Raw genomic sequence first — 25028 nt, forward strand, 5'->3', positions numbered from 1 at the left:
TGAGCAATCGGCTCCGGCGCAGCGAACTAGGCCCGGCCCATGCCGGTCTCCCTGGCGCGGGTGATGGCAGCTGCGCGGTCCGGAACTCGCAACTTGGTGAGCACTGCCGAGACGTGGTTGCGCACCGTCTTGTCCGACAGGGTCCAGTCGGCGGGCGATCTGGCCGGTGGGCAGCCCGGCCGCGAGCAGCTCGAGCACCTCGTGCTCCCGGCCGGTCAACTCGGGAAATGCCGGAGCTCGCGACGCGGCCCCGGTCAGGGCGTCGACGACCCGGCGGGCGACCGCACCCCCGTAGACGGCGTCGCCGCCGGCGACCGCCAGCACCGCCCGGACGATCTCCTCGCGGTCGGCGCCCTTGAGCAGGTAGCCGCGCGCTCCGGCCCGCAGCGCAGCGAACAGGGACCCGTCGTCGCCATCGCCCTCTGGCTGGCCTTCACCGGCTGACCTGGTCCCCCGCCCCCAACCGCCCCATCCCCGCACCCTCGAGAAGTTCCCGTGACGCTGTCCCGCCCCACCCGCCGCACCGCCCTCTCGGCGGTCGTGCTTCAGAGCGGTCAGTCGTCGTCGTTCTCGACGGAGACGACGGTGAACGACTCGTCGAGCGCGACCTCGACGAAACTGCCGTCGTCGAGCCGGACCTCGACCTCGTAGCCGGTGTCGCCCTCGTCCGCGACCTCGACCTCGGTGACCGTCCCGCCGCCGGCCGCCTCGAGGGCGGCGGCGCCGGCCTGGTCGCGGTCCGGTCCGGTGGCCTGCTCATCCTTCTCGCCGGCGTCGTCCTCGGGCACCTCGGTGCCGTCGTCGATGACGGCATCGGCCCGCGGAGCGTCATCGTTCTCCGCCTGTGCGATCTGCGTCCCGCCGATGACCACCGCGGCCAGAGCCGCGGTGCCGAGGGCGGCACCCTTGAGCCTGCTGTTCACGTTTTCTCCTCCAGGGTCAGCTGCTGTTGCGTGGCTCCGGTGCGGCGGCGATCAGTCGTCGTCGCCGGATTCCTCCTCGTCGCGCTCGTCGCCGAGCACGGTGAAGTCCTCATCGAGGTGGACGTCGACCTGGCCGCCGTCGTCGAGGGTGACCTCGACCTCGTAGTAGCCCTCCTCGTCGCCGACCTCGGTGTCGGTGACCTCGCCTTCGCCGAGATGCGCGAGGGCGGCCTCGCTGGCCTGCTCCAGGGCATCACCGGTGATGGCGACGTCCGGGCGCGCGTCCTCGTCGTCACCTGCGGCGGCGAGGGCCACGCCACCTCCGCCGGCCAGCACGATGACGGCCGCGGCGCCGCCGATGGTCCAGGTGCTCTTCTTCATGTCTCCTCCGGGGTTCGGGACAACCCCTCGTGGGGGCACCACCCCAGTGTCGACCGGCCCCGCTGAGCGGACGCTGAGAACCGTGGGGAACAGGCCGTACCTCTCAGCTTCCTCTCAGCACCGACCTGGCAGAACGGACACTGACGATGGAATGGGGTGGGCGGGTGCGGGTGCTGGTCGTCGAGGACGAGCGGAACCTGGCGGCCGCCGTGGCCCGCGGGCTGCACGCCGAGGGATTCTCGGTGGATGTCACCGGCGACGGCGTGACCGGTCTGGACCGGGCCCTGCTCGGCGGCTACGGCGCGATCGTCCTGGACATCATGCTGCCGGGCCGCTCCGGGTACGACGTGCTGCGCGAGCTGCGGGCCCGCCAGGTGTGGACGCCGGTGCTGATGCTGACGGCGAAGGACGGTGAGTACGACATCGCCGACGCGCTCGACCTGGGCGCCGACGACTACCTGACCAAGCCGTTCCCGTTCGTCGTGCTGGTGGCCCGGCTGCGTGCCCTGGTGCGGCGCGGCGCTCCCGAGCGGCCGGCGCAGCTGGTGGTGGACGACCTGGTCCTGGACCCGGCCGCGCACCGGGTGCGGCGCGGGGACACCGAGCTGTCGCTGACCGCCCGGGAGTTCGCGCTGCTCGAGCACCTGATGCGACGGGCCGGCGATGCGGTGGCGAAGTCGGAGCTGCTGGCCGAGGTGTGGGACGAGAACTTCGCCGGCGACCCGAACATCGTCGAGGTCTACGTCGGCTACCTCCGGCGCAAGATCGACGCACCGTTCGGGCGGAGGAGCATCGAGACGGTGCGTGGCGTCGGCTACCGCATCGATGCCGCCGGCGGATGAGCGTCCGGCCACTGCGGGGCCGACCCGGCTGGCTGCGTCGCCGCTCCCTGCGGGCCCGGCTGACGGCGGCCGCGGTCGTGGTCATCGCCGGAGCAATCGCGCTGGCGGCGGTGCTGCTCACCGTCCGGCTCGAGTCGGCGCTGCTGGCGAGCGTGGACGAGGCCGCCCTCGACCGGGCCGAGCGGGTAGCCGCGACGATCACCTCCGGCAGTTCGGCGGAGTCGTTGCGCGCCGGCGACGACGACGAGGTCGTCCACGTCCTCGACGAGGATGGCGCCGTCCTGGCCTCCTCCGTGGAGCTGCCGGACGGCCGGCCGCTGCTGAGGGCCCCGGCAGGCACCGGCCTCGAACTGGTCACCCAGCAGGGCCTCGCCCTGCCCGGTGAGCAGGACGAGCCCTACCGCGTGCTCGCCCTCCCGGTCACCGCACCGGACGGGCAGCGTTTCGTCGTCCAGGTCGGCCTACCGCTGGACGACGCGGAGGAGAGCGTCGAGGAGCTGATCTCGGCGCTCGCCATCGGCGCGCCGGCGGTGGTCGTCGTCCTCGCCGTCCTGACGTGGTTCCTGGCGGGTCGGGCGCTCCGCCCGGTGGAGGCGCTGCGCCGGCAGGCCGCCGACATCCCCGGCGACGCACTCGACCGGCGGCTCGCCGTCCCCGCCGGCGGAGACGAACTCGCCCGGCTCGCCGTCACGTTCAACGCGCTGCTCGGCCGGGCCGAGGCCGCCACCCGACGGCAGCGGGAGTTCGTCGCCGACGCCGCCCACGAGATCCGCAGCCCCCTGGCGTCCCTGCGCACCCAGCTGGAGGTCGCCGCGCTGCACGAAGACCCGTCGTGGCGCAATCAACTCTCAGCGCTGACCGAGGACGCCCAGCGACTGTCCCGGCTGGTCGACGACCTCCTCCGCCTGGCCAGGATCGACGCCCGTGTGCCCCTCGCCCGCGACGAGGTCGACCTCGACGACCTCGTCCTGGAGACGGTCGGTCGCGTCCGTGCGCACACCGCGCTGCGCCTCGACACCTCCGCGGTCTCCGGCGCCCGGATCATCGGCGACCGGGATGCGCTCACCCGCGTCGTCCAGAACCTGCTCGGCAATGCGCTCCGGCACGCCGGCACCACCGTGGCCGTCGCGCTGACCGCGACCGACCGGGCGCTGCTCACCGTGACCGACGACGGCCCTGGCATCCCCGTCGATCAGCGGGAGCGGGTGTTCGACCGCTTCACCCGCCTCGACGACGCCCGCAGCCGCGACGCCGGCGGAACCGGCCTGGGCCTGGCCATCGTCCGCGACGTCGTCCTGCAGCACGGCGGAGAGGTCAGCATCGAGGACGCCGCCGCCGGTGCCCGGTTGGTCGTCCGACTTCCGCTGGCCGGCTGACCCGACAGTCCCCCGGCCACGTTCCCCGGTCGTAGGGAGACGGCATGGCTCTACCCGGTGACGCGTGCGCCAGGAGGCGCGACCGCTCGACTGCGTCCTCGACGCATGGGCTGGTCGAGCAGCATCCCGGTCGACAATGCGAACGGGTCACGGCCGAGCAGCGCCTCGGCGGTGGCGTCCTGGCCATGGTCACGGTCAGCGCGCCCGCGAGCCTGCCCGATCGCCATCCGGTGCCGTACGGTCATCTCCAGCTGGCCGCCGGTCAGCGCCATCGACTGCTCGAACTGCTCCGCGGCCCCTCGGACGCCCTCGAACTCCCCCGAGATCGCGCTGGTGCCGGAGATGGACAACCGGAAGTCGGCCGTGTGCAGTTGCTGGAGCGTCGCGACGTCACCGGACCGCATGGCGGCATAGAGACGACGCAGCAGATCGACGTTCGGATGGACGTCCACGACAGTCCTCCTCAGGACCGAGGATCACGGCGCGCTGCCCGGTCGACGCGCCGCTCCGGCGGTGATTGCCAACCGTCGATTGCCAACCGTCCCAGGGTGTCCTCGCGCGGGCGTCCCGACAAGGGTGATCGCTCCGGCGGGGGCCCTGTGCACCGGCCCGCCGGAGGGCACGCGCTCGCCGATGACGGAGGATGACCTGGTGCGCGCCGTCGTCAGCCGGGTCAGTACAGCCGCTGTAACCGTTGAGGGCATCATCGTCGCCGAGATCGGCGCGGGACTGCTGTCACTGGTCGGAGTCGGCCACGAGGACGACGAGGCCACCGCCCGGGCGATGGCCCGGAAGATTCACGAGCTACGCATCTTCCCTGGCCCGGACGGCGCCGTGTCCGCCGCCGACCTCGGGCTGCCCGTCCTCGTGGTCAGCCAGTTCACGCTGTACGCCGACACCCGGAAGGGGCGGCGGCCGTCGTGGCAGGCTGCCGCCCCGGGCGAGGTCGCGGAGCCGCTGGTGGAGGAGGTGGTGGCCGCGCTCCGCCGTCGGGGGGCCACCGTGGCCACCGGGATCTTCGGCGCGGCCATGAGCGTCTCGTCGGTCAACGAGGGACCGATGACCCTCCTCCTGGAGACCTGACGCCCGACACTCCGTCGCAGAAATGACATGTCTGGCATCCGGCGCTGCCGGGTACCGGAGGGTGGCCTACAACACTCCCTGTCGGTTTGCTGTGAACGGTCGAATTGCGGAACACCTGACCCCGTGGCAGCCGTTGTGCAGGGCGTACCACACCGGACAGAGAAGGGCGGGACCGGCCGGTGACCCCGTAGCCCTGGCCCCCGCTCCACGCCTGGATGACGCTCCGCCGCCCGACGACACCGGCGGATGCATCCGAATCGAAGGCAAGGACGAAGACCCACCGTGACGCTGCTGCAGTCCTCCCCCACCGACACCCTGGACGTGCGCGCCCCCCGACGGGAGCCCGACACCAGCGGCCTGGTCTCCACCGACCTCGTGCGCGTCTACCTCAACACCATCGGCAAGACCGCTCTGCTCACCGCGGAGCAAGAGGTGGAGCTGGCCAAGCGGATCGAGGCCGGGCTCTACGCCGAGCGGCTGATCGCGGAGCAGCAAGGCCTCACTCCGGCCCGCAAGCGGGACTACAAGACGCTGGCGACCGACGGCAAGGCCGCGAAGGCCCACCTGCTGGAGGCCAACCTCCGGCTGGTCGTCTCCGTGGCCAAGCGCTACACCGGCCACGGCATGACGTTCCTGGACCTGATCCAGGAAGGGAACGTCGGCCTGATCCGTGCGGTCGAGAAGTTCGACTACACCAAGGGCTTCAAGTTCTCGACGTACGCCACCTGGTGGATCCGCCAGGCCATCACCCGGGCCATGGCCGACTCCGGCCGGACCATCCGGCTACCCGTCCACCTCGCCGAGCAGGTCAACAAGGTGGTGCGGACCCGCCGGCGGATGCACCAGGAGCTCGAGCGGGAGCCCACCGCCGAGGAGCTGGGTCTCGAGCTGGACCTGCCCGAGGAGCGGATCACCGAGCTGCTCGAGTACAGCCGTGACCTGGTCAGCCTCGACCAGACCGTGGGCGCCGACGAGGAGTCCCGGCTCGGCGACTTCATCGAGGACGCCGACGCCGCCGTCGCCGAAGACGCCGTCGCCTTCCAGATGATGAAGGGCGACGTGCGCACGGTTCTGTCGACGCTGGAGGACCGCGAGCGCGACGTCGTCGTCCTGCGATTCGGCCTGGACGGCGGCCAGCCCCGGACGCTGGAGCAGATCGGCAAGCAGTTCGGGCTGTCCCGGGAGCGGGTCCGCCAGATCGAGCGCGAGACGATGACCAAGCTGCGCGACCCGCAGCGCGCCGACGCCCTGCGCGACTACCTGGCCTGAGCGACGCCGACGAGAGCCCGTCCCCGGCCCGGGGGCGGGCTCTCGTCGCTCCACGGAACCGGCTCTGGGAGCGGTTCTCGCGGTACGGGAGTCCTGCGCGGCGCCCTCGGAGCTCGACGTGGCCCCCCACGGCCCCGGACCGCGAGCTTCGGACGGGTACCGCGCGGCTAGGCCCGCCGCAGGCGGTACCACTGCGGAGCGGTCCGGTTCAGCGGCCAGCCCAGCCCCGCGATGGCCCGTGGCTCGGCGTCGACGCCCACGACCTCCCAGCTCCGTCGCGCGAGCTCCGAGCTGCACCCGCCTCGGCCGCAGCCCAGGTCCAGCGCCCGGCCGAGCGGGCGCGGCCGGTCCACCTCCTCGCGGTCCAGCAGGGCCTGGATGCTCCCGGCCGCCGCGCCGGCGTACCGCTCCCAGGGAGTGGACCCCAGGCGGTATGCGACGGCATATCTGGTCATCGCAGAGCTCCCGGCAGACGCACGCGCTCCGCGCCGCGGGGGCGTGCTGGCGAGTGCAGCACCGAGCGGACCCGGACGCCAGCACCCGCCGCGCGCCCCGTCGCCTCTGCGGTGTCGCTGCTGGGTCAGTGGGTCCGCATCGCCGCAGGAACAGCAGCAAGACCGCAGGAGGCGGGATCAGACGGGGCTGCGCATCCGCCGGGGGCCGGGGTCCACCCGAGCGGTCGGCGGGCCGACCACCGCGGTGCCGCCGGCGACCACGAGCGAGCGACCGCCGTGCCACGGGTCGGCCGGGCCCACGATCACCGGCTCCAGCGTCAGCCGCAGGACCTCGGGCAGGTCGTCGGCCAGCCGGGCCACCCGGAGGAGCAGCTCCTCCAGCGCCGCCAGGTCGACCGGCTCCGACCCCCGGTAGCCGTTCAGCAGCGGGAACGCCCGGGGTGAGCGGACCAGCTCCGCGGCGTCGAGGTCGGTGAGCGGCAGCGTGCGGTAGGCGCGGTCGCCCAGCAGGTCGGTGGCCACTCCCCCGAGGCCGAAGCTGACCAGCGCGCCGAACGACGGGTCGTCGACGATCTCCACCACGGTGGCCACGCCCGGGGCGGCCATCTCCTGGACGATGACCGGGTCGCCGGACGGGATCGCGGTGAAGGCGGCGCGCACCGCGTCGGCGTCGGGCAGGTCCAGCCGCACCCCGCCGAGGTCGGAGCGGTGCCGCAGCCAGGGGGCCGTCGACTTCAGCACCACCGGGTAGCCGACCGCTTCCGCGGCGGTGACCGCGGCCTCGGCGTCGGTGACCGTGCGGGTGCCCAGCAGCGGCACGCCGTAGGTGGCGAGCAGACCGATCAGCTCGTCGTCGGTGAGCTCGCGGCCGCCGGGCGACTCGGCGAGCGCGCCGTGCACGATGACCTCGGCGGCGGCCTCGTCGACGCCGGGGAGCTCCGGCTGCTCACCGACCGGCCGGCGCCGCCAGCGGGCGTACTCGGTGGCCTTGGCGAGCGCGATGACCGCCCGCTCGGGGGTGCTGTACGACGGCACCGACCCGCGTGCGGGCATGCCCTGCTCGTCGGGCACCGTCAGCTCCGGGGGGATGCCTTCGGTGGACAGGAAGCTGGCGACGATCGGCTTGGCCGAGTTCACCGACACCTCGCGCAGCGCCGGGCCGTACTCCTGGGACCCGGCCATCAGCGGCGGCAGGAAGACCGCGACGACCGCGTCCACCCGGTCGTCGTCGACCGCGGCCTGCAGGGCGGCCCGGAACTCATCGGCCGTGCCGCGCACCCCGATGTCCACGGGAGCCGCGTGCGACAGCTCCAGGCCCTCCTCGAGGACGGCGTCGGCGACCAGCACCCCGATCGCGGTGGAGTTCCCGACGACGGCGACCCGGTTGCCCGGCGGCAGCGGCTGGTGGGCCAGCAGGGTGCCGACGTCGAACAACTGCGCGACGGTCTCGACCCTGATCACGCCGGCCGAGGCGAACAGCGCGGCCACCGACTGCTCGGGGACGGCCACCGAGGTGCCCGCGAGCCCCGGGGTGACCCCGACGTGCCGGCCGCTCTTCACCGCGACCACCGGCTTGGTGCGCCCCACCGTGCGGGCCAGCCGGGCGAACTTGCGCGGGTTGCCGAAGCTCTCCAGGTGCAGCAGCACCACCTCGGTGCCGGCGTCGGTGGCCCAGTACTGCAGGAGGTCGTTGCCGCTGACGTCGGCACGGTTGCCGGCGGAGACGAACGTGGACAGGCCGATGCCCCGGCTGCGGGCCCGCTCGAGCAGCGCCACGCCGAGCGCGCCGGACTGGGCGAAGAAGCCGACCCGGCCCCGGCCGGGCACCATCGGCGCCAGGCTGGCGTTCAGCCGCACCTCGGGATCGGTGTTGACGATGCCCAGGCAGTTCGGACCGACCACCCGCATGCCGGAGGCTCGCGCCGCGGCGACCAGCTCCCGCTCCGCGGCGCGTCCCTCGGGCCCTGCCTCGCCGAACCCGCCGGAGATGACCACCAGCCCGCGCACGCGCTTGCGGCGGCAGGATTCCAGGACGCCGGCGACCTCGTCCGCCGGGACCGCCAGGACGGCGAGGTCCACGTCGTCGGGGATGGACTCGATGTCGGCGTAGGCCGGGACGCCGCGGACGTGACGGGCACCGGGGTTCACCGGGTAGACCGGGCCGGCGAAGCCGTAGTCGAGCAGGTGCCGGAGCACCGCGTTGCCGATCTTGCCGTCGTCGTTGCTGGCGCCGACCACGGCCACCGACGACGGCGTGAGCAGCCGCCCGATCGACCGGGACTCGCTGCGCTGCTCCCGCTCGTAAGCGACGGCGAGGGCGTCCTCGGTCTGCTGGATGGGGAAGGTCAGGTGGACGACGCCGTCCTCGTAGGAACGCTCGGCCTTGTAGCCGGCGTCGCGGAAGACCCGCACCATCTTGCTGTTCTGGGCGAGCACCTCGGCGACGAACCGCTTGATGCCGCGCTCCCGGCCGGCGGCGGCCAGGTGCTCGAGCAGCACCGACCCGAGGCCGCGGCCCTGGTGGGCGTCCTCGACCAGGAAGGCCACCTCGGCGTCGTCGGTGTCCGGGTACCGGTCGTAGCGGCCGACCCCGATGATCTGGTCGCCCAGCAGCACCACGAAGGCCACCCGCCGGTCGTGGTCGACGTGGGTGAACCGGTGCAGGTCGCGGTCGGAGAGCCGCTTCATCGGGCCGAAGAACCGGTAGTAGCGGGTCTGGTCGCTGCTGCGGTCCATGAGGCCGTTGAGGCCCTCGGCGTCGTCGGGGCAGATCGGCCGCAGGTGCACCGTGCCGCCGTCGGCGGCCACGATGTCGGCCTCCCAGCCCGGAGGCGGGGTCGGGTTCTGCTGGTCCTCGGTCGGCGGCCCCTCTCCAGGGGCCCGCTGCGAGCCTGCGAGCAGTGGGGGGGAGAGGGGTCCTTTTTCAGTCACGGGGGTCGTCCGGGTCGAGACCGAAGTAAGGGAAGCTCGCGCGGCGGGTGCGCATGATCGCCCGGTCGACGCGCGACTCGCTGAAGCTGTCCCAGCGGGAGAACCCGGTGTACCCGCCCTCGGTCATGTGCGTGGGTGGCCGGGCCCGCAGCCCGCGGCGGAGCACGTCCTCGCGCCAGGACTCGGGGATCTCGGTGGCCGGGTCCAGCGGGGTGCCGCTCACCTCGGCGAGCAGGTGCGTCCAGGCCCGCGGCACGCAGCGCACCAGGCCGTAGCCGCCACCGCCCAGGGCGATCCACCGGCCGTCGCAGAGCTGGTGGGCCAGGTCGTGCATGGCCTTGTAGCTGGCCCGCTGCCCGTCGACGGTGAGCGCGAGGTCGGCCAGCGGGTCCTCGTGGTGGGCGTCGCAGCCGCACTGGGTGACGATGATCTGCGGCTGGAACGCCGTGAGCACGCTGGGCACGACCGCGGTGAACGCCCGCAGCCAGGCGGAGTCGTCCGTGCCGTTGGGCAGCGCCAGGTTCACCGCGCTGCCCAGCGCCTTGTCCGCGTCGCCGGTCTCCTCCGGGTAGCCGGTGCCCGGGAAGAGGGTGAGCGGCGTCTGGTGGATGCTCACCGTGAGCACGCGGGGGTCGTCGTAGAAGGCGACCTGCACGCCGTCGCCGTGGTGGACGTCGAGGTCGACGTAGGCGATCCGCTCGTAGCCCTGCCGCAGCAGCCAGGCGATGGCGACGGCGGCGTCGTTGAACACGCAGAAACCCGAGGCCCGGTCCCGCATGGCGTGGTGCAGCCCGCCGGAGATGTTGACGGCGTGCTGCGCGGCGCCGCTGTGCACCTGCCGGGCGGCGAGCACGCTGCCGCCGGTGATGAGGGCCGCGGCGTCGTACATGTCGGGGAAGATCGGGTTGTCCGGAGTGCCCATGCCGTGGCCGACGTCGGGGACGAACGGTGCCTGCCGGACGGCCTCGAGGTAGCCCGGATCGTGGACGAGGGTCAGCAGGTCCTCGCCGGCGGGGCTCGGGGGAAGCACCCGCAGTCGGTCGGTGGCCAGGACGCCGAGGCTGTCGGCCAGGCGCATGGTCAGGTCCAGCCGCACCGGGTGCAGTGGGTGGTCGCCGCCCATGGTGTAGCCGAGCAACGCGTCGTCCCAGACGACCGCCACCGAGTCGCTCATCGACCCCTCCCCCGGCGCGCCCGGCCGAGCGCGCCTGATCCAGCCGGACGCTACCGGTTCGGATCCCGGCACGTCCGTCCCCGGGCCCAGCTCGGCCACCCCGTCCGGAGTCCTGCGCCCCGTAGACTGGCCGCCGACACGGAGGAGTACCTGTGAACGACCTGATCGACACCACGGAGATGTACCTCCGCACCATCTTCGAGCTGGAGGAAGAAGGCATCGTCCCCCTCCGGGCGCGGATCGCCGAGCGTCTGCACCAGAGCGGCCCCACGGTGAGCCAGACCGTCGCCCGCATGGAGCGGGACGGGCTGCTCACGGTCGAGGGAGACCGGCACCTGCAGCTCTCCGACCAGGGTCGGCAGGTGGCCACCGCCGTGATGCGCAAGCACCGGCTGGCCGAGTGCCTGCTCGTGGACGTCATCGGGCTGGACTACGCCGACGTCCACGAGGAGGCGTGCCGCTGGGAGCACGTCATGAGCGAGGCGGTCGAGCGCCGCCTGCTGTCGCTGCTCGGCAACCCGACGGTCTCCCCGTTCGGCAACCCGATCCCGGGCCTGGAGGCACTGCGCGGCGACGAGCCGGTTGGTGGTGGGACCTCCGCGGTGCTCGACTCGCTCACCCTGCTGGCGACCACGGCCACCGCGGCAGGCCGGCCGGTCGTCATCCGGCGGATCAGCGAGCAGTTGCAGGAGGACGCGCCGCTGCTGCGTGCCCTCGCCGAGCACCGCGTACGCCCCGGGGTCACGATGACCGCCCAGCTGGCCGACGGTTCGGTGAGCCTCGACGGGTACGTGCTGCCGGCCGGCGTCGCCCAGCACATGTTCGTGAGCGCGGTCGACGAGGAGCTCACCCCGCTCGAGGCCGCCCCTCTGCTCTGAGCGGCCGCCGCGCCAGGACGACCAGCGACCGTGGAGCCACCTGGTACCGATCCGCGGGAGCCCGACGGCCCCCGGTGCGGGCGACCGACGTCTGCACCGCGCAGCCGCTCCCCCGGCACCTCGGGCCGCTGCTGCACCGGGCCCGGCTCGCCGGGTCGTTGGTCTGCGGCCGTGCTGACGGGGGTGGTTCCGGCGCCGTCGGTGCACGACCTCGTCGTCACCCGGCGGGACGACGGCACCGAGCTCCTGCGCGTCCCGGCCGGCGACCCCTCCGCCGCCGGCGACATGCTGCGGGCGGTCACGACGGAGCTGGACGAGCGCACCCCGGGGCCTTTCTGCAGGCCTGGGGCGTGCGCTGACCGATCCGCCGCGGCGAGCCCCGCCGCGGCGGAAGGGGGCGGCGGCGTCCGGCTCACTACGGTGGGGCGGATTCCTGCTCCCTCGCGAGAGAGAAGGCCCCGGTGAGCTCCTCCGCTGCTGAACCCGCAGACCCGGCCCCCGAGGCCCCGCCCACGCCGTTCCACCACCTGGCCGACTTCGTCGCGATACCGCGGATCGGTGCCCTGGCCCTGTCGCCGGACGGGTCGCGGCTGGCCGTGTCGCTGCACACGCTGGCCCCGGACCGGAAGACGTGGCAGTCGGCACTCTGGGAGCTGGACCCGCAGGGGCAGCGCCCCGCCCGGCGGCTGACCCGCAGCGCACCTGGTGAGTCCGCTCCTCGGTGGGCTCCCGACGGGTCGCTGCTGTTCCTCTCCGCCCGGCCGGATCCGGGCGCGGACGCCAAGGAGGAGCCCACCCCGGCGCTGTGGAGCCTGCCCGCCGACGGCGGCGAGGCCCGGCCGGCGATCGATCGCCCCGGCGGGATCAGCTCGTTCGCCGTGGCCGCCGACAGCGGCGACGTGGTGGTCGTCGCCGCCACCATGCCCGGCGGCTCCGACCCCGACGCCGACCAGGAGCGGCGGAAGAAGCGCGAGGACGCCGGGGTCTCGGCCGTCCTGCACGAGGCCTACCCGGTGCGGTTCTGGGACCACGACCTCGGTCCCGCGAGTCCGCACGTGTTCTGGGCCGGCCGGCTCCCGGCCGACGAGGACCCGACCGGGCGCTCCCCGGTCCAGCTGCGCGACCTCACCCCGGACGCCCTTCCGCCCGCCGGTGCGGGAGACGGCATCGCGCTGTCCCCCGACGGGGCCCGCCTGGTCCGCGCCGACGACGTGCCCGACGGGCCGGCCGGACGCCGCAGCCGGCTGGTGCTCACCGAGACGGCCACCGGCGAGACCCGGGTGCTCGTCGACGACCCGCTGGCCGACGTCTACGCCGCCGCCTTCTCCCCCGACGGCACGCAGCTCGTCTGCGTGCGGGAGGCGATGTCGTCCTACGCCGAACCGCCGGACTACACGCTGCTCCTCGTGCAGGTCGCCGACGGCAGCGTCCGGGAGGTCACGCCCGACTTCGACCGGTGGCCCAGCGCGCCGCAGTTCGGTGCCGACGGCAGCGCCGTCTACTTCCTCGCGGACGACGACGGCCGGCACGCGGTGTTCCGGGTGCCGGTCGAGGGCGGGAAGCCGGTGCGGCTCACGGGGGACGGCGCCTACAGCGACCTGCAGGTGGCCCGCGACGGCAGTGCGCTGTACGCCCTCCGGTCGGCCTACGACTCGCCGCCGGTGCCGGTCCGGCTGGACCCGTCGGCCCCGATGCAGGACCCCGAGCCGCTGCCCGGCCCCGCCACGGTGGAGCGCCTCCCGGGCACGCTGCACGAGCTGCGCGCGAGCGCCACCGACGGCACCGGGGTGCAGTCGTGGCTGATCCTCCCCGAGGGGGCGTCGGCGGCGCGGCCGGCTCCCCTGGTGCTGTGGATCCACGGCGGTCCGCTGATGAGCTGGAACTCGTGGTCCTGGCGCTGGTGCCCGTGGGTGCTGGCGGCCCAGGGGTACGCGGTCCTGCTGCCCAACCCCGCACTGTCCCAGGGGTTCGGCCAGGACTTCGTCCGCCGCGGCTGGGGCGAGTGGGGCGGGGCGCCCTACACCGACCTCATGGCGGCCGTGGACGCCGCCGAGCAGCGGCCGGAGATCGACGCGAGCCGCACGGCGGCGATGGGCGGCTCGTTCGGCGGCTACATGGCCAACTGGATCGCCACGCAGACCGACCGGTTCGCTGCGATCGTGACCCACGCCAGCCTGTGGAACCTCGAGGCGTTCACCGGCACCACCGACTCGGCCTACTACTGGGAGAAGGAGTTCGGTGATCCGTTCACCGAACCGCGCCGCTACGAGCAGAACTCGCCGCACCGGTACGTGGACCAGATCCGCACACCGATGCTGGTGATCCACGGCGACAAGGACTACCGCGTGCCGATCGGCGAGGCGCTGTCCCTCTGGTACGGGCTGCAGAAGCGCGGCATCCCGTCCGGGTTCCTCTACTTCCCCGACGAGAACCACTGGGTCGTGACGCCGGGCAACTCCCAGGTCTGGTACTCGACCGTGCTGAACTTCCTCGCCGAGCACGTCCTCGGCGAGGAGTGGCGGCGACCCGAGCTGCTCTGAGGCGCGCACCCCCGGTCAGGCCGGCCGACGCGCAGGGTCACCCGCGTCGGCCGCCTGTTCGAGGAGGGCACGCAGCTCCCGCGGGGGGAGGCAGGCGGCGAGCCCCTGGCTGAGCAGCCGGGCCAGCGCGAGGTCGGGATCGCTGCTCATCGCCCGGTCCAGCGCGACGTTGGCCATGGCGCCGTCGCCGCGCAGCCAGACGCTGACGGCCAGCAAGGTGGCCGGCACCGCGTCCAGCGGCGCAGGTGCCCGCCGGGTGCACTCGGTCCAGAGGGTCTCCGCCGCTGTCGCATCGGCACCCAGCGCGAGCTGGAGCGCGGAGTCACGCACCTGCGGGTCACGCAGGGCCCACAGCAGGTCGGCGACCTCGTGGTCCTCCAGCGGACCGTCGCCCCCGGGGCCCGGACGGCACCGGGCGACCGCTCGGACCAGTGCGGCCCACGACTCGTCGGCCAGCACCTCCGGGCCCACCACCCGGCGCCGGGCCGTCCGCCGGGCGGCCACCCGGGCACAGGCGGCACGCATGCCGCCGCGGGCCCCCGGCGGCGCGGCGATCCGGGCCGACAGCGCCGCCCGGTCGGTCGCCACCACCTGCCCGGTGGCGACCGCCGCCACGGCCAGCTCGCTCACCCCGCCCGGGAGCGGGGTGCCCGCCCCGGGAGCGCAACAGGGGTAGGGGCAGTCGTAGGACCACCAGCGGCCACGACGCACCAGCAGCACGTCCCGCACCGGCAGGTCCGCCGCCGACAGGGCCAGCAGCAGCTCGTGCACCAACGGCCGGTGCGGCAGCTGGGTGCCGAGCACGAGGCCGCCGGTCTCTTCGTCACCGGCCCCAGGGTCGAAGTCGTCGGGGTCGTCCGACACCACGACCAGCAGCGCGGCGGTCGGCGCGTCGCTGCGCAGGCTCGCCACGAGCTGGCGTGCCGCCGTGCCGGTAGCTCCGGTCGATGGCAGGTCACCCCGGACGGTGAGGCCGACCCGCCCGCCGGTCGGGCCGCCCAGTCCGACCAGGACCACCGACTCCCGGGGGTGGAACCCGAGCAGGTGCGGCAGCGCGGCGACCACCTCCCCCGGATCGGAGATCCGGACCTCGGGGTGGTCGGTGCCGTGTGCGTCGGGAGGAGCGTCCATGGCCCGACCTTTTCCGGCGGCAGGCGCGGCCGGGGCCCGTCGACGGATCTGTGGACGCAGCCGGGGGCTGTGGACGTGGCCCCGTCCAGAGGCTCACCCGAGCTCGCGAGTAGAAGGACCCGCTCCTCCCCGACCCTCGCACGCTCGGGCCGGGCCCCGGGAGCGGGCCTGAGACGTGGACTTCCTCAGCCGAGTGCGTCGGCCTGTGCCTCGTAGGCCTGCTCGAGGAGATCGGCGAAGGCCGCCGGGTCCGTGGCCGCAGCCGGGTCCTGGCCGGCGTCGATGTTGAGCAGGAGCAGCAGCCGGTCACCGTCCTCGACCGCCCCGATCAGGGTCGGCACGGACACCTGGGAACCATCGGGTGCGGCCAGAGAGGTGGTGTAGCGCACCAGGGCCGCGCCGTCGCCGAGGTCCTCGACCGGGAGGTTCTCGAAGGTGACGGTCGCCTGCCCGAACTCGGGGGAGCTGATCTGGGCCGTCGGGCAGCGTTGGGCCGCATCGGCCAGCTGGGCGACGGTTTCCTCCAGCGGGCCACCACGCAGCAGCATCTCCACCGTCGTCGACGCCCCGGTGGTGGCGGTTTGCGCGGCGATGTCCTCGAAGTCGTCGATGTCGGGCTGGGTGCCGGCGACCGTGGCCCGGCAGCTCTCCGGAGTGAGCTGCAGGTCCTCGCTCTCGGCAGCCAGGCCCGCCCCCTGCCGCAACTGCTCCGGCGACACCGCGATGACCGTGGCCTCGGGCCCGAACGCCTCGGCCGGCAGCAGCCCGGAGGCCAGGTCCGGTGCGCGGGGCTCGTCGGCCGACGTCGACGTGGCGGTGGAGGTCTCGGTGGCCGCCGGGCCGACTCCGGGCTCCTCGTCCCCTCCGCACCCGACGAACAGGATGGCCGAGGCCAGTCCGGCGAGCAGCACCCCGGGGACCCGGTGCCGGCGGGGGACGCGGCGCGCAGACGACATGCCCCGAACCTAGCCGCCCACGGACCCGGACGTCCCTGGCCGCGACGCCTCAGGCGCGGTACTGGATGGCGCTGCGGGCGGCCAGGATCGGCCGGACGTGCTCGGCGATGACGGCGAGGTGCACCGGGTCCTGCGCGTAGCGGTAGAAGGCCTCGACGTCGGGGAACTCGGCGATGAGCACGGTGGAGGCGTTCCCGTCGACCAGCCCGGCGTCGTCGGCGACGACCAGCGACGACATCCCGCCCACCTCGCGCCGCAGGCCACGGAGGGCCTCAACGGTGGTGGCCCGCCGCTGCGGGTCGGCGTCGGCGGACCAGGTGAAGACCACGACGTGACGGATCATGGCCCTACTGTGCCAGCCGCCCGGCCCGGGACCCCGCGATCGGGCGTTACCGGCGGGTAGCCGGGCGCCGGCAGCCGCTCGTTAGAGTCCGTTCCCATGGGACGGTCGTTGCGCATTGCACTGCTGTCCTACCGGAGCAAGCCGCACAGCGGTGGGCAGGGCATCTACGTCCGTGCCCTGTCCCGGGAGCTGGCCGAGCTCGGGCACCGCGTCGAGGTGCTCAGCGGCCAGCCCTATCCCGACCTCGACGAGGGGGTCCCGCTCACCCGCGTGCCGAGCCTGGACCTCTACCGCGAACCCGATCCGTTCCGCACGCCCCGGCCCTCGGAGATCCGCGACTGGATCGACGTCGCCGAGTGGGCCACGATGTGCACCGCCGGCTTCCCGGAGCCGCTCACCTTCACCGTCCGCGCGGCCCGCCACCTGCTGCCGCGCCGCGACCAGTTCGACGTGGTGCACGACAACCAGTCGCTGGGCTACGGGCTGCTGCGGCTGGTGCGCGCCGGGATCCCGACCGTCGCCACCGTCCACCACCCCGTCGCGATCGACCGCCGGCTGGAACTGGCCGCCGCCCCGACACTGCGGCGCAGGCTGACGCTGCACCGCTGGTACGCCTTCACCGCCATGCAGGCGCGGGTGGTCCGGCAGCTCGACGGGGTCACCACCGTCTCGGAGAGCTCACGCCGGGACATCTGCGAGCACATGGCCCTGGCTCCCGAGCGGATCGAGGTCGTCCCCGTCGGCATCGACCCGGGCCGGTTCACCCCGCCGCCGGCCGGGCAGGCTCGGGAGACGGACTCGATCCTGGCCGTCACGAGCGCCGACGTCGCGCTCAAAGGCCTGGTGCACCTGCTCGAGGCGCTGGCCAAGCTGCGCACCGAGCGGCCCGTCCGGCTGACCGTCGTCGGCACCGCCCGTCCCGGAGGGCCTGCGGAAGCGGCGCTGGACCGGCTCGCGCTCCACGACGCCGTCCGGTTCACCGGCCCGGTGGCCGAGGACGAGCTGATCGGTCTCTTCCAGCGGGCGACGGTGGTGGCGATCCCCTCCCTCTACGAGGGCTTCTCGCTGCCGGCCATCGAGGCGATGGCGTGCGCGACGCCGCTGGTCACCACCGACGCCGGGGCGCTGCCCGAGGTGGTCGGCACGAAGGCCGGCCTCCGGGTCCTTGCCGGCGACGTCGGCGAGCTCACCGCCGCGCTGAAGCTGGTCCTGGACTCCCCGTCCCTGGCCGAGCAGCTCGGCCGGGCCGGACGGCGGCGGGTGCTCGACACCTACACCTGGCGGGCCACGGCCGAGCGGACCGCCGACTGGTACGCGCAGACGCTGGAACGGAAGGGGCGTCGTGAGAACGACGGGTGAGGGCGCGCCGGCGACCGACGAGCGGATCGGACCCGGAGTCGAACCGGAGCAACCGTGCTGACCGTCGACTACGACCGCCTCGACCTGCGGCCGGGGATGACCGTCCTCGACCTCGGGTGCGGCGAGGGCCGGCACGCTTTCGAGGCCTACCGCCGGGGCGCGCACGTCGTCGCCGTCGACTGGGGGCAGCCGGAGGTCGAGACGACGAAGCGCTGGCTCGGGGCGATCGCCGAGGCCGGCGAGGCCCCGTCGGGGACCCGCTACGAGGTGGTCCGCGGCGACCTGCTGCGCCTGCCCTTCCCGGACGCGAGCGTCGACCGGGTGATGGCGTCGGAGGTGCTCGAGCACATCCCCGACGACGCCACGGCGATGGCCGAGATCTTCCGGGTCCTCAAGCCGGGTGGAAGGGCCGCGGTGACCGTCCCCCGCTACGGGCCCGAACGCGTCTGCTGGGCGCTGTCGGACGAGTACCACGCCAACGAAGGCGGGCACATCCGCATCTACCGTGGCGACGTCCTGCGGGCCCGGCTGGCCACCGCGGGCCTCGTCCCGGGCGCCAGCCACCACGCGCACGCCCTGCACGCGCCGTTCTGGTGGCTGAAGTGCGCCGTCGGCGTCGAGAAGGACTCTCCCCCGGTGCGCGCGTACCACCGGCTGCTGGTCTGGGACCTCACGCACCGCCCGTGGCTGACCCGCACCGCCGAACGGCTGCTGGACCCGCTGTTCGGCAAGAGCTTCGTCGTCTACGCCGACAAGCCGACCGAGCCCGCCGCCCCAGCGGCGCGCACGTGGTCGGCGGGCGCCGGCCCCGCCGACCGGGAGCCTTCCGCTGCCGCCGGCTGACCGGGCGGGCCTCCTGCTGCCGGAGCTGCCCGGAGTGCTCGGCGCCGACCAGGTGCGGCAGACGGTCGCCTGGATCGCCGGCGAGCAGTCGGGGGACGGCGCGCTGCCGTGGTTCCGCACCGGTCAGCTGGATCCCTGGGACTCGGTCGAGGCGGCGATGGCGCTCGACGTCGGCGGCGAGCACGCCCGGGCCGCGGCGGCCTATCGCTGGCTGGCCGGTCGGCAGCGCCCCGGCGGCAGCTGGGCAGCCGAGTACCGCGAGGGCGCCGAGACCGCCCCGGCCGCGGAGAGCAACCACGCCGGCTACCTCGCCGTCGGGGTCTGGCACTCCTGGTTGGCCACCGGCGACGAGGCGCTCACCACCGAGCTGTGGCCGGCGGTGCGGGCCGCGCTGGACCTCGTCGTCCGGATGCAGCTGCCGGGCGGTGCCATCGGCTGGGCCCTGCGCCCGGACGGCACCCCCGACGACCTGGCGCTGCTCACCGGGAACGCCAGCCTGTTCCAGGCGCTGCGCTGCGGGCTGGCCCTGGCCGAGCTGACCGGCGAGGCGCAGCCGGACTGGGAGCTGGCCGTCGCCGACCTCGGCAGTGCCCTGCGGGAGCGGCCGGAGTCCTTCGCCGACCGGTCGCGCTACTCGATGGACTGGTACTACCCCGTGCTGGGCGGCGCGGTCACCGGCACGGCCGCCGGCGACCGGCTGGCGGAGGGCTGGGACCGGTTCGTCGTCCCGGGGCTGGGCATCCGCTGCGTCGCCGAGCGGCCCTGGGTGACCGGCGCCGAGACCTGCGAGCTCGCGCTGGCTCTCGTCGCCGCCGGCCAGCGCGACGCGGCGCTGGAGCAGGTCGCGGCGATGCAGCACCTGCGCGACGACGACGGCGCGTACTGGACCGGGTACGTCTACCCCGACGACGCCCGGTGGCCGATCGAGCGGACCACCTGGACGGCGGCCGCGGTGGTCCTGGCCGCCGACGCCCTCTGCGGCGCGTCGTCCGCCGCCGGGCTGTTCGCCGATCCGTGGGCGCTGCCGCCCGCGGGAACGCGGGAAGTCACGCCGGACACCGATTGGCTCCCCGGGTCTGCGGGCAGGGTCTCCCCATGACCACGCTGCCCGAGACCCAGACCGAGGCCTCCGGCCCGCCGGACGCCGAGGTCACGGTGGTCATCGCCAGCCGCAACCGCCGCGCCGACCTGCTCGCCACGCTGCCCCGCCACGAGGCCCCGGTGGTGCTCGTCGACAACGCATCCACCGACGGCACCGTCGCCGCGGTGCGCCAGGCCCATCCCGAGGTGACCCTCCTTCCGCTGGACCGCAACGAGGGGGCCCACGGGCGCACCCTGGGGGCCGCGGAGGCGCACACCCCGTTCCTCGCCTTCGCCGACGACGACTCGTGGTGGGCCCCGGGTGACCTGGCGCGCGCGGTGGCGATCATGCGCGCCCATCCCCGGCTGGCCCTGCTCAGCGCCCGGATCCTCGTCGGCCCGGACGAGCGGCTCGACTCCGTCTGTGCGGAGATGGCCCGGAGCCCGCTGGGCACGGCACCGGATCTGCCGGGCCCCTCGCTGCTCGGGTTCGTCGCCTGCGCCGCACTGGTCCGCACCGAGGCCTTCCAGGCCGTCGGCGGCTTCGACCCGGTCGTGCGCTTCCCCGGCGAGGAGGAGCGGGTGGCTCTGGACCTGGCCGGCGCCGGGTGGGGGCTGTCCTACGTCGACGAGGTGACCATCCACCACCACCCCTCCCCCAGGCGCGAGGCGCCGGCCCGCCGGCAGGCCGGTATCTGGCGGAGCCGGGTCCTCACCGCGGCGATGCGCCTGCCGGCCGGCGAGCTGGTCCGGACGACCGGGCGGGCGGTGCTGGCCGGCCGGCCGGGGATCGAGGGGCTGCTGCGGGCGGCGCCGGACCTGCCGGCCGCGCTGCGCCGGCGGCGGCCGGTTCCTCCTGGCGTGCTGGCCGACCTGCACCGCCTCCAGGGGAGCCGGTCGTGAGAACGGACCCTGCTGCCCCCCACCACTCGGAGAATGACCCCGTCCTCCCCGCGACGGGGCCAGGAACGCTGCATGAGGGTCAGACGGATCCGCGGGTCGCCGTCGTCGTCATCACCCATCAGCGCCGGGACGAGCTGCTGCTCGCCCTCGAGCGCCTGGTCGCCCTGCCCGAGCACCCGCACGTGGTCGTGGTGGACAACGGCTCGACCGACGGCACCGCCGACTCCGTCCGGGACCGGTTCCCGCAGGTGGAGCTGATCGCCAGCCGGGAGAACCTGGGCGCCGTTGGCCGCAACCTGGGGGTGGCTCGTCTCGAGACCCCGTACGTCGCCTTCTGCGACGACGACACCTGGTGGGAACCCGGCGCCCTCCGCACGGCGGCCGACGCCCTCGACGCCCACCCGCGGCTGGCGGTCGTGACGGCGCGGATCCTGGTGGAGCCGGGAGGCACCGAGGACCCGATCGTCGCCGAGCTGCGCGACTCCCCCGTCCGGGGCGCCGACTGGCTGCCCGGGCCGGCGCTCGGGTCCTTCCTCGCCGGCGCCTCCGTGCTCCGGCGCGAGGCGTTCGAGGAGGTCGGCGGGTTCTCCGAACGGCTCTGGCTGGGCGGTGAGGAGGAGCTCATGGCCGGCGACCTGGCCGCTCGCGGCTGGGAGCTGTGCTACCTGCCGGCGCTGACCGTCCACCACCAGGCGAGCACCGCCCGCGACCCGCACCGGCGGCGCGCCGACGGCATCCGGAACACCCTGTGGACGACGTGGCTGCGCCGCCCCTTCCGCCCGGCGCTACGGCGCACGCTGCACCTGCTGCGCACGGTGCCCCGCGACCGGGTGACCCTCCGCGGGCTGCTGCAGGCGGCCCGCGGCCTGCCGTGGGTGCTGCGGGAACGGCGGGTCCTACCGCCGCACGCCGAGGCACGCTTCGCCGCCCTGGAGGCGGCCCAGCAGAAATCCTCCGCCCGCCGCTACGTCAGCTGAGCGCCGAGCGGGCGGGGGCAGCACCCGACGGCTTCAGCGGGCGCAGTCGATGCAGGTGCGTGCGGCCGGGCGGGCTTCCAGCCGCTCGGGCGCGATCGGCCGGCCGCAGCCCTCACACCGGCCGTAGGTGCCGGCCTCCACGGCGGTGACGGCGGCGTCGACGTCGGCCAGCCGCCGGCGGGCGTGCTCCAGCAGGGCGGCCACCTGCTGCCGCTCGAAGGCGATCGTGGCGCCCTCCGGATCGTGCTCGTCGTCGGCGTTGGACGCCCTGGCGGCGGCGACCACCTCGTCGAACTCCCGGGTCAGCGCGTCGATCTGCGCGAGCACCGCCGCCCGCTCCGCCCCGAGCGGATCAGCGCTCACGGCGCAGCAGGCGCAGCGAGCCGGTGTCCGGCAACTCGGTGAAGTCACCGGACTCCAGCACCCGCCGGTAGACGCCGTAGGGCGCCTGCCCGCCGTCGGCCGGGTCGGGGAAGACGTCGTGGATCGCCAGGGTGCCGCCCACCCTGAGCTTGGCCACCCAGGCGTCCTGGTCGCGGCGAGCGGACTCCTCGGTGTGGCTGCCGTCGAGGAAGAGCAGCGCGAGCGGGGCGCCCCACAGCGGGGCCAGCGTCTCCGACCGGGTGACGACGGCGATGACGACGTCCTCGGCCCCGGCCTCGGCGATGGTCCGGCGGAAGCGCGGCAGGGTGTCGATCCGCCCGACGGCGGGGTCCACCAGCGAGGGGTCGTGGTACTCCCAGCCGGGCTGGTGCTCCTCCGAGCCGCGATGGTGGTCGACGGTGACCACCTGCCGGCCGGTCTCCCGCGCGGCGGCGGCCAGGTACAGCGCGGACTTGCCCATCCAGCTGCCCACCTCGAGCAGCGGCCCGGGGACGGCGACGGCGCGGGCCGCCTCGTACAGGGCGGCGCCCTCATCATCGGGCATGAAGCCCGGGGCGGCCTGGGCGGCGGCGAGGAGACCGGCGCTCGGGGGCGGTACGGGCGGGAGCATGGGGACAGCCTCGCTCATCGGGCGAACCGGGCACGCAGCACAGTCAGCCCGCGCTCGGTGGCGGCTCCGGCCTGGGTGTCGGCGGCCTTCGCGAAGAAGGCGCCGGCAGCGGTGGTCACCGGGACGGCGAGCACCAGCGCGATGGCGCCGACCATGGTCCGGATGACCTCCTCGGCCAGCGCCGAGGAGGTCACGATGACCTGCCAGGGCTGGGAGTAGACCTCGAAGAGCAGCAGCAGCGGGAGCGCGGCACCGGCGTAGGCGAAGACGATCGTGTAGACGGTCGAGGCGATGTGGTCGCGCCCCACCGTCATCCCGCGGGTGTAGAGCTCCCGCCAGGTCATCGACGGGTCCACCTCGTGCAGCTGCCAGATGGCCGACGCCTGGGTGATCGTGACGTCGTTGAGCACGCCGAGGCCGGCCACCACGATGCCGGCGAGCACCAGGCCGGAGAAGTCCAGCGTCGGGTCGAAGCTGTTCAGCTGCGCCGTCTCCTCGCTGGTGAGGCCGGTCAGCCGGGCGGCGGCCACGGACAGCGACCCGAGGACGGCGACCAGCGACAGCCCGAACAGCGTGCCGACCAGCGCGGTGGTCGTCCGGGCGGAGAAGCCGTGGGCCAGGTAGAGGACGACGAACATGATCGCCGCCGAGCCGACCAGGCTGACCAGCGCAGGCGAGTCGTAGGCGAGCAGCCCGGGCAGCACGAACTGCAGCAGCACGAAGAAGGCGAACGCCAGCCCGACGAGGGAGGCCAGCCCGCGCAGCCGGGCCACCAGGCCGACCACGACCGCGAAGCCGACGGCCAGCGCGATCATCGGGGTGTCCCGCTCGTAGTCGAAGAACTGGTACGACGGGCCGCCCTCGGCCCCCGCGTCGCGGGTCAGCACGAGGGTGTCCCCTTCGGCCACGCCGTTGGCGACGACGTCGGACTGCAGGTCGAGCTGCGTGAAGTCCCCGGCCCCGTCGCCGTCGAGGACCTCCACGACGACGGACGCACAGGTGACGGGCACACCACCCGGGTCCCCGCACTCGACCCTCTCCACGGAGATCACACGTGCGTCGGGATAGGTGGTGCCCGGCGGCAGGTAGGTGGCCGCCACCTGCTCGGCGCGGGTGGGCTCGCCGTCCGGCCACAGGGCGACCAGTCCGATCACCGTGGCCAGCGCGGCCGGGACCAGGATGAGGAGCATCAGCCACACGGCGCGGCGCCGGCGGCCGAGGGCCTCCGCGGTGGGCGGAGGCGCGTCCGGGTCCGGACCGTGGCTGTGGGCGTGGGTGGACGACACCCGGTCAGGCTAGGAGCCCGGTCGCCGCCGGCCCGCACCCGACACCTGACTACGAGTGCCCGGCCGCCCGCTCACCGCCGGCCTCGGCGATGGTGAACCGGTACCACAGGCCGGTGAGCTGGAGCGGGCGGGCCACCGACGGCGGCGGGTCCACGAGCACGGTCTCGATGCCGCGCGGCACGCCGAGCTTCTGGACCTGGACCAGCACTGCGAGGCCGGCGGAGCTCATGAACGTCACCCCGCGCAGGTCCAGCTCGACCCGGCGCAGCGAGTGCTCGGCCAGGAGCACGTCGGTGACGGTGCGCACGAGCGGGCGTCGGGCGGTGTCGGTGAGTTCGCCGGTGATGCTGAGCCGGGCGGTCTCCCCTTCGACGGTGTGCTCGACGGTGGGCTCCTCGTCCGCGACGGAGCGGTCGGGCGAGGCCTGCGGGGTGGCGCTGGTCGTCTCCTCCACGGGCTCTTCCTGCCCCGCCCGGCGCCGGTTCACGCCTGCCGGAGGGAGTTCCGCGTCATGGACGGGGGAGCTCCTCGTCCGATGCGGCGTTCACCTCGGCACCCGAGCGAGGCGCGTCGGCGGAGGTGATCGTCGGGCGGCAGGACGAGCTGGCCTGCGCCCGGGCCGGCCTGGCGCGGCTCCGGGACGGCGATGATCCCGATCCTGGCGACGCCTACCCTAGGGGGGTATAGTTCAGCGCGGCATCGCGACCCCGCGGCGCCGACAGGAGGGACGACGTGGAGACCACCGAGGGCGGCTGCAGCGGCCACGACCACGCGCACGGCTACATCCACCGCAAGGACGACTACCTCAAGCGTCTGCGGCGGATCGAGGGCCAGGCTCGCGGCCTGCAGCGCATGGTGGAAGACGAGAAGTACTGCATCGACATCCTCACCCAGATCTCGGCCATGACGAAGGCGTTGCAGGCCGTTTCCCTCGGCCTGCTCGAGGAACACCTCAGCCACTGCGTCGTCGACGCCGCCCGAGCGGGCGGCCGCGAGGCCGAGGAGAAGGTCCGCGAGGCCACCGACGCCATCGCCCGGCTCGTCCGCTCCTGACCATCCACCTCCCGGGAGGAACCCCATGACCACCACCGCCAGCTACACCGTCACCGGTATGACCTGCGGGCACTGCGTCACCTCGGTCACCGAGGAGGTCTCGCAGCTGCCCGGTGTCACCGGTGTGGAGGTCGATCTCGCCACCGGCGGGCTGACCCTGACCAGCGCGGAGCCGGTCGACGAAGCTGCCGTGCGCGCCGCCGTCGAGGAGGCCGGATACGAGGTGAGCGGCCGCTGACGCGGCCGGCGCC

General features: G+C 74.2%; 28 protein-coding genes. 14 read left to right on the plus strand and 14 right to left on the minus strand.

The window, feature by feature from the left end; translation table 11 throughout:
- Window positions 1–26 precede the first annotated feature (26 nt).
- Complete coding sequence (locus QOZ86_RS21145; protein WP_431521204.1) at window positions 27–125, minus strand: helix-turn-helix domain-containing protein; 99 nt, start codon at window positions 123–125, stop codon at window positions 27–29.
- Window positions 126–129: 4 nt separating this feature from the next.
- On the opposite strand from QOZ86_RS21145, the gene QOZ86_RS08075 reads away from it, so the two are divergent.
- Window positions 130–444 carry a hypothetical protein gene (locus QOZ86_RS08075; protein WP_431521205.1) on the plus strand — a complete coding sequence of 105 codons (315 nt, stop codon included), beginning with the start codon at window positions 130–132 and terminating at the stop codon, window positions 442–444.
- A gap of 110 nt (window positions 445–554) precedes the next feature.
- Here QOZ86_RS08075 and QOZ86_RS08080 read toward each other — a convergent pair whose 3' ends face one another.
- On the minus strand, window positions 555–923 hold the full coding sequence (locus tag QOZ86_RS08080) for a PepSY domain-containing protein (RefSeq protein ID WP_284491443.1): 369 nt from the start codon (window positions 921–923) through the stop codon (window positions 555–557).
- Between the two features lie 51 nt (window positions 924–974).
- Window positions 975–1304: a PepSY domain-containing protein gene (locus QOZ86_RS08085; protein WP_284491444.1), complete on the minus strand. Its 330-nt coding sequence runs from the start codon at window positions 1302–1304 to the stop codon at window positions 975–977.
- Window positions 1305–1450: 146 nt separating this feature from the next.
- On the opposite strand from QOZ86_RS08085, the gene QOZ86_RS08090 reads away from it, so the two are divergent.
- Window positions 1451–2146: a response regulator transcription factor gene (locus QOZ86_RS08090; protein ID WP_284491445.1), complete on the plus strand. Its 696-nt coding sequence runs from the start codon at window positions 1451–1453 to the stop codon at window positions 2144–2146.
- Window positions 2143–3522 carry a sensor histidine kinase gene (locus QOZ86_RS08095; protein WP_284491446.1) on the plus strand — a complete coding sequence of 460 codons (1380 nt, stop codon included), beginning with the start codon at window positions 2143–2145 and terminating at the stop codon, window positions 3520–3522. Before QOZ86_RS08090 ends, QOZ86_RS08095 begins: the two co-directional genes overlap by 4 nt.
- Before the next feature lie 50 nt (window positions 3523–3572).
- On the opposite strand, the gene QOZ86_RS08100 is transcribed toward QOZ86_RS08095, so the two are convergent.
- Complete coding sequence (locus QOZ86_RS08100) at window positions 3573–3974, minus strand: nuclear transport factor 2-like protein (protein ID WP_284491447.1); 402 nt, start codon at window positions 3972–3974, stop codon at window positions 3573–3575.
- A 181-nt stretch (window positions 3975–4155) separates the two neighbouring features.
- Here QOZ86_RS08100 and dtd point away from each other — a divergent pair, with 181 nt between their 5' ends.
- Together dtd and sigB are read left to right on the plus strand one after the other, a co-directional pair.
- Window positions 4156–4605, plus strand: coding sequence for a D-aminoacyl-tRNA deacylase (gene dtd, locus QOZ86_RS08105; protein WP_348637958.1), 450 nt, complete (start codon window positions 4156–4158; stop codon window positions 4603–4605).
- A 282-nt stretch (window positions 4606–4887) separates the two neighbouring features.
- On the plus strand, window positions 4888–5874 hold the full coding sequence (gene sigB, locus QOZ86_RS08110) for an RNA polymerase sigma factor SigB (RefSeq protein WP_284491448.1): 987 nt from the start codon (window positions 4888–4890) through the stop codon (window positions 5872–5874).
- 167 nt (window positions 5875–6041) lie between these two features.
- Here sigB and QOZ86_RS08115 read toward each other — a convergent pair whose 3' ends face one another.
- The 3 genes from QOZ86_RS08115 to QOZ86_RS08125 all read right to left on the minus strand — a co-directional run bounded on the left by QOZ86_RS08115 (window position 6042) and on the right by QOZ86_RS08125 (window position 10434).
- Entirely contained in the window at window positions 6042–6329 is a 288-nt protein-coding gene (locus QOZ86_RS08115; protein ID WP_284491449.1) for a methyltransferase domain-containing protein, read from the minus strand.
- A 177-nt stretch (window positions 6330–6506) separates the two neighbouring features.
- The gene (locus QOZ86_RS08120; RefSeq protein ID WP_284491450.1) at window positions 6507–9260 is read right to left on the minus strand and encodes a bifunctional acetate--CoA ligase family protein/GNAT family N-acetyltransferase; all 2754 of its coding nucleotides are present in this window, start codon (window positions 9258–9260) and stop codon (window positions 6507–6509) included.
- Window positions 9253–10434, minus strand: coding sequence for an acetoin utilization protein AcuC (locus QOZ86_RS08125; protein ID WP_284491451.1), 1182 nt, complete (start codon window positions 10432–10434; stop codon window positions 9253–9255). The genes QOZ86_RS08120 and QOZ86_RS08125 overlap by 8 nt, the downstream gene beginning before the upstream one ends.
- A 152-nt stretch (window positions 10435–10586) precedes the next feature.
- Between QOZ86_RS08125 and QOZ86_RS08130 the strand changes: the two genes are divergently transcribed.
- Window positions 10587–11312, plus strand: coding sequence for an iron-dependent transcriptional repressor DtxR (locus tag QOZ86_RS08130; RefSeq protein ID WP_284491452.1), 726 nt, complete (start codon window positions 10587–10589; stop codon window positions 11310–11312).
- 461 nt (window positions 11313–11773) lie between these two features.
- Window positions 11774–13852 (plus strand): S9 family peptidase, encoded by a 2079-nt coding sequence (locus tag QOZ86_RS08135; protein WP_284491453.1) that lies wholly within the window; start codon window positions 11774–11776, stop codon window positions 13850–13852.
- A gap of 15 nt (window positions 13853–13867) precedes the next feature.
- Here the strand turns inward: QOZ86_RS08135 and QOZ86_RS08140 are convergent, their stop codons facing one another.
- The 3 genes from QOZ86_RS08140 to QOZ86_RS08150 form a co-directional block, all read right to left on the minus strand.
- Window positions 13868–14983, minus strand: a complete 1116-nt coding sequence (locus tag QOZ86_RS08140; protein ID WP_284491454.1) for a DUF4192 domain-containing protein — start codon at window positions 14981–14983, stop codon at window positions 13868–13870.
- 185 nt (window positions 14984–15168) lie between these two features.
- Entirely contained in the window at window positions 15169–15939 is a 771-nt protein-coding gene (locus QOZ86_RS08145; RefSeq protein WP_284491455.1) for a hypothetical protein, read from the minus strand.
- Window positions 15940–15988: 49 nt separating this feature from the next.
- Window positions 15989–16282 carry a Dabb family protein gene (locus tag QOZ86_RS08150; protein WP_284491456.1) on the minus strand — a complete coding sequence of 98 codons (294 nt, stop codon included), beginning with the start codon at window positions 16280–16282 and terminating at the stop codon, window positions 15989–15991.
- Between the two features lie 96 nt (window positions 16283–16378).
- On the opposite strand from QOZ86_RS08150, the gene QOZ86_RS08155 reads away from it, so the two are divergent.
- From QOZ86_RS08155 to QOZ86_RS08175, 5 genes are read left to right on the plus strand one after another with little or no spacing between them, the layout of a single operon-like run.
- The gene (locus QOZ86_RS08155) at window positions 16379–17641 is read left to right on the plus strand and encodes a glycosyltransferase family 4 protein (RefSeq protein ID WP_284491457.1); all 1263 of its coding nucleotides are present in this window, start codon (window positions 16379–16381) and stop codon (window positions 17639–17641) included.
- Between the two features lie 54 nt (window positions 17642–17695).
- Window positions 17696–18484, plus strand: coding sequence for a class I SAM-dependent methyltransferase (locus QOZ86_RS08160; protein WP_284491458.1), 789 nt, complete (start codon window positions 17696–17698; stop codon window positions 18482–18484).
- Between the two features lie 34 nt (window positions 18485–18518).
- Window positions 18519–19583, plus strand: a complete 1065-nt coding sequence (locus tag QOZ86_RS08165; protein WP_284491459.1) for a prenyltransferase/squalene oxidase repeat-containing protein — start codon at window positions 18519–18521, stop codon at window positions 19581–19583.
- The gene (locus QOZ86_RS08170; protein WP_284491460.1) at window positions 19580–20467 is read left to right on the plus strand and encodes a glycosyltransferase family 2 protein; all 888 of its coding nucleotides are present in this window, start codon (window positions 19580–19582) and stop codon (window positions 20465–20467) included. The genes QOZ86_RS08165 and QOZ86_RS08170 overlap by 4 nt, the downstream gene beginning before the upstream one ends.
- On the plus strand, window positions 20464–21444 hold the full coding sequence (locus QOZ86_RS08175; RefSeq protein WP_284491461.1) for a glycosyltransferase family 2 protein: 981 nt from the start codon (window positions 20464–20466) through the stop codon (window positions 21442–21444). The genes QOZ86_RS08170 and QOZ86_RS08175 overlap by 4 nt, the downstream gene beginning before the upstream one ends.
- A 33-nt stretch (window positions 21445–21477) precedes the next feature.
- On the opposite strand, the gene QOZ86_RS08180 is transcribed toward QOZ86_RS08175, so the two are convergent.
- Genes QOZ86_RS08180 through QOZ86_RS08195 form a run of 4 tightly spaced genes read right to left on the minus strand, consistent with a single transcriptional unit; the run spans window position 21478 to window position 24178 of the window.
- Complete coding sequence (locus tag QOZ86_RS08180; RefSeq protein ID WP_284491462.1) at window positions 21478–21807, minus strand: TraR/DksA family transcriptional regulator; 330 nt, start codon at window positions 21805–21807, stop codon at window positions 21478–21480.
- Window positions 21797–22456: a class I SAM-dependent methyltransferase gene (locus QOZ86_RS08185; RefSeq protein WP_284491463.1), complete on the minus strand. Its 660-nt coding sequence runs from the start codon at window positions 22454–22456 to the stop codon at window positions 21797–21799. Before QOZ86_RS08185 ends, QOZ86_RS08180 begins: the two co-directional genes overlap by 11 nt.
- Window positions 22453–23724, minus strand: a complete 1272-nt coding sequence (locus tag QOZ86_RS08190) for a YibE/F family protein (RefSeq protein ID WP_284491464.1) — start codon at window positions 23722–23724, stop codon at window positions 22453–22455. The genes QOZ86_RS08185 and QOZ86_RS08190 overlap by 4 nt, the downstream gene beginning before the upstream one ends.
- A gap of 49 nt (window positions 23725–23773) precedes the next feature.
- On the minus strand, window positions 23774–24178 hold the full coding sequence (locus QOZ86_RS08195) for an STAS domain-containing protein (protein ID WP_284491465.1): 405 nt from the start codon (window positions 24176–24178) through the stop codon (window positions 23774–23776).
- Between the two features lie 278 nt (window positions 24179–24456).
- Here QOZ86_RS08195 and QOZ86_RS08200 point away from each other — a divergent pair, with 278 nt between their 5' ends.
- Together QOZ86_RS08200 and QOZ86_RS08205 are read left to right on the plus strand one after the other, a co-directional pair.
- Window positions 24457–24777 (plus strand): metal-sensitive transcriptional regulator, encoded by a 321-nt coding sequence (locus QOZ86_RS08200; protein ID WP_431521206.1) that lies wholly within the window; start codon window positions 24457–24459, stop codon window positions 24775–24777.
- Window positions 24778–24802: 25 nt separating this feature from the next.
- Window positions 24803–25015: a heavy-metal-associated domain-containing protein gene (locus tag QOZ86_RS08205; RefSeq protein ID WP_284491466.1), complete on the plus strand. Its 213-nt coding sequence runs from the start codon at window positions 24803–24805 to the stop codon at window positions 25013–25015.
- The last annotated feature ends 13 nt before the right edge of the window (window positions 25016–25028 follow it).

It is taken from the genome of Blastococcus capsensis (assembly GCF_030165005.1).
In the GTDB taxonomy this organism is placed as follows: domain Bacteria; phylum Actinomycetota; class Actinomycetes; order Mycobacteriales; family Geodermatophilaceae; genus Blastococcus; species Blastococcus capsensis.

What these genes read in the sequence shown, in the direction of transcription:
- QOZ86_RS08085 (WP_284491444.1), bottom strand. Translation starts at nt 1,304, where the DNA reads ATGAAGAAGAGCACCTGGACCATCGGCGGCGCCGCGGCCGTCATCGTG.
- QOZ86_RS08090 (WP_284491445.1), top strand. Translation starts at nt 1,451, where the DNA reads ATGGAATGGGGTGGGCGGGTGCGGGTGCTGGTCGTCGAGGACGAGCGG.
- QOZ86_RS08095 (WP_284491446.1), top strand. Translation starts at nt 2,143, where the DNA reads ATGAGCGTCCGGCCACTGCGGGGCCGACCCGGCTGGCTGCGTCGCCGC.
- dtd (WP_348637958.1), top strand. Translation starts at nt 4,156, where the DNA reads ATGACGGAGGATGACCTGGTGCGCGCCGTCGTCAGCCGGGTCAGTACA.
- QOZ86_RS08115 (WP_284491449.1), bottom strand. Translation starts at nt 6,329, where the DNA reads ATGACCAGATATGCCGTCGCATACCGCCTGGGGTCCACTCCCTGGGAG.
- QOZ86_RS08125 (WP_284491451.1), bottom strand. Translation starts at nt 10,434, where the DNA reads ATGAGCGACTCGGTGGCGGTCGTCTGGGACGACGCGTTGCTCGGCTAC.
- QOZ86_RS08140 (WP_284491454.1), bottom strand. Translation starts at nt 14,983, where the DNA reads ATGGACGCTCCTCCCGACGCACACGGCACCGACCACCCCGAGGTCCGG.
- QOZ86_RS08145 (WP_284491455.1), bottom strand. Translation starts at nt 15,939, where the DNA reads ATGTCGTCTGCGCGCCGCGTCCCCCGCCGGCACCGGGTCCCCGGGGTG.
- QOZ86_RS08150 (WP_284491456.1), bottom strand. Translation starts at nt 16,282, where the DNA reads ATGATCCGTCACGTCGTGGTCTTCACCTGGTCCGCCGACGCCGACCCG.
- QOZ86_RS08155 (WP_284491457.1), top strand. Translation starts at nt 16,379, where the DNA reads ATGGGACGGTCGTTGCGCATTGCACTGCTGTCCTACCGGAGCAAGCCG.
- QOZ86_RS08170 (WP_284491460.1), top strand. Translation starts at nt 19,580, where the DNA reads ATGACCACGCTGCCCGAGACCCAGACCGAGGCCTCCGGCCCGCCGGAC.
- QOZ86_RS08185 (WP_284491463.1), bottom strand. Translation starts at nt 22,456, where the DNA reads ATGAGCGAGGCTGTCCCCATGCTCCCGCCCGTACCGCCCCCGAGCGCC.
- QOZ86_RS08205 (WP_284491466.1), top strand. Translation starts at nt 24,803, where the DNA reads ATGACCACCACCGCCAGCTACACCGTCACCGGTATGACCTGCGGGCAC.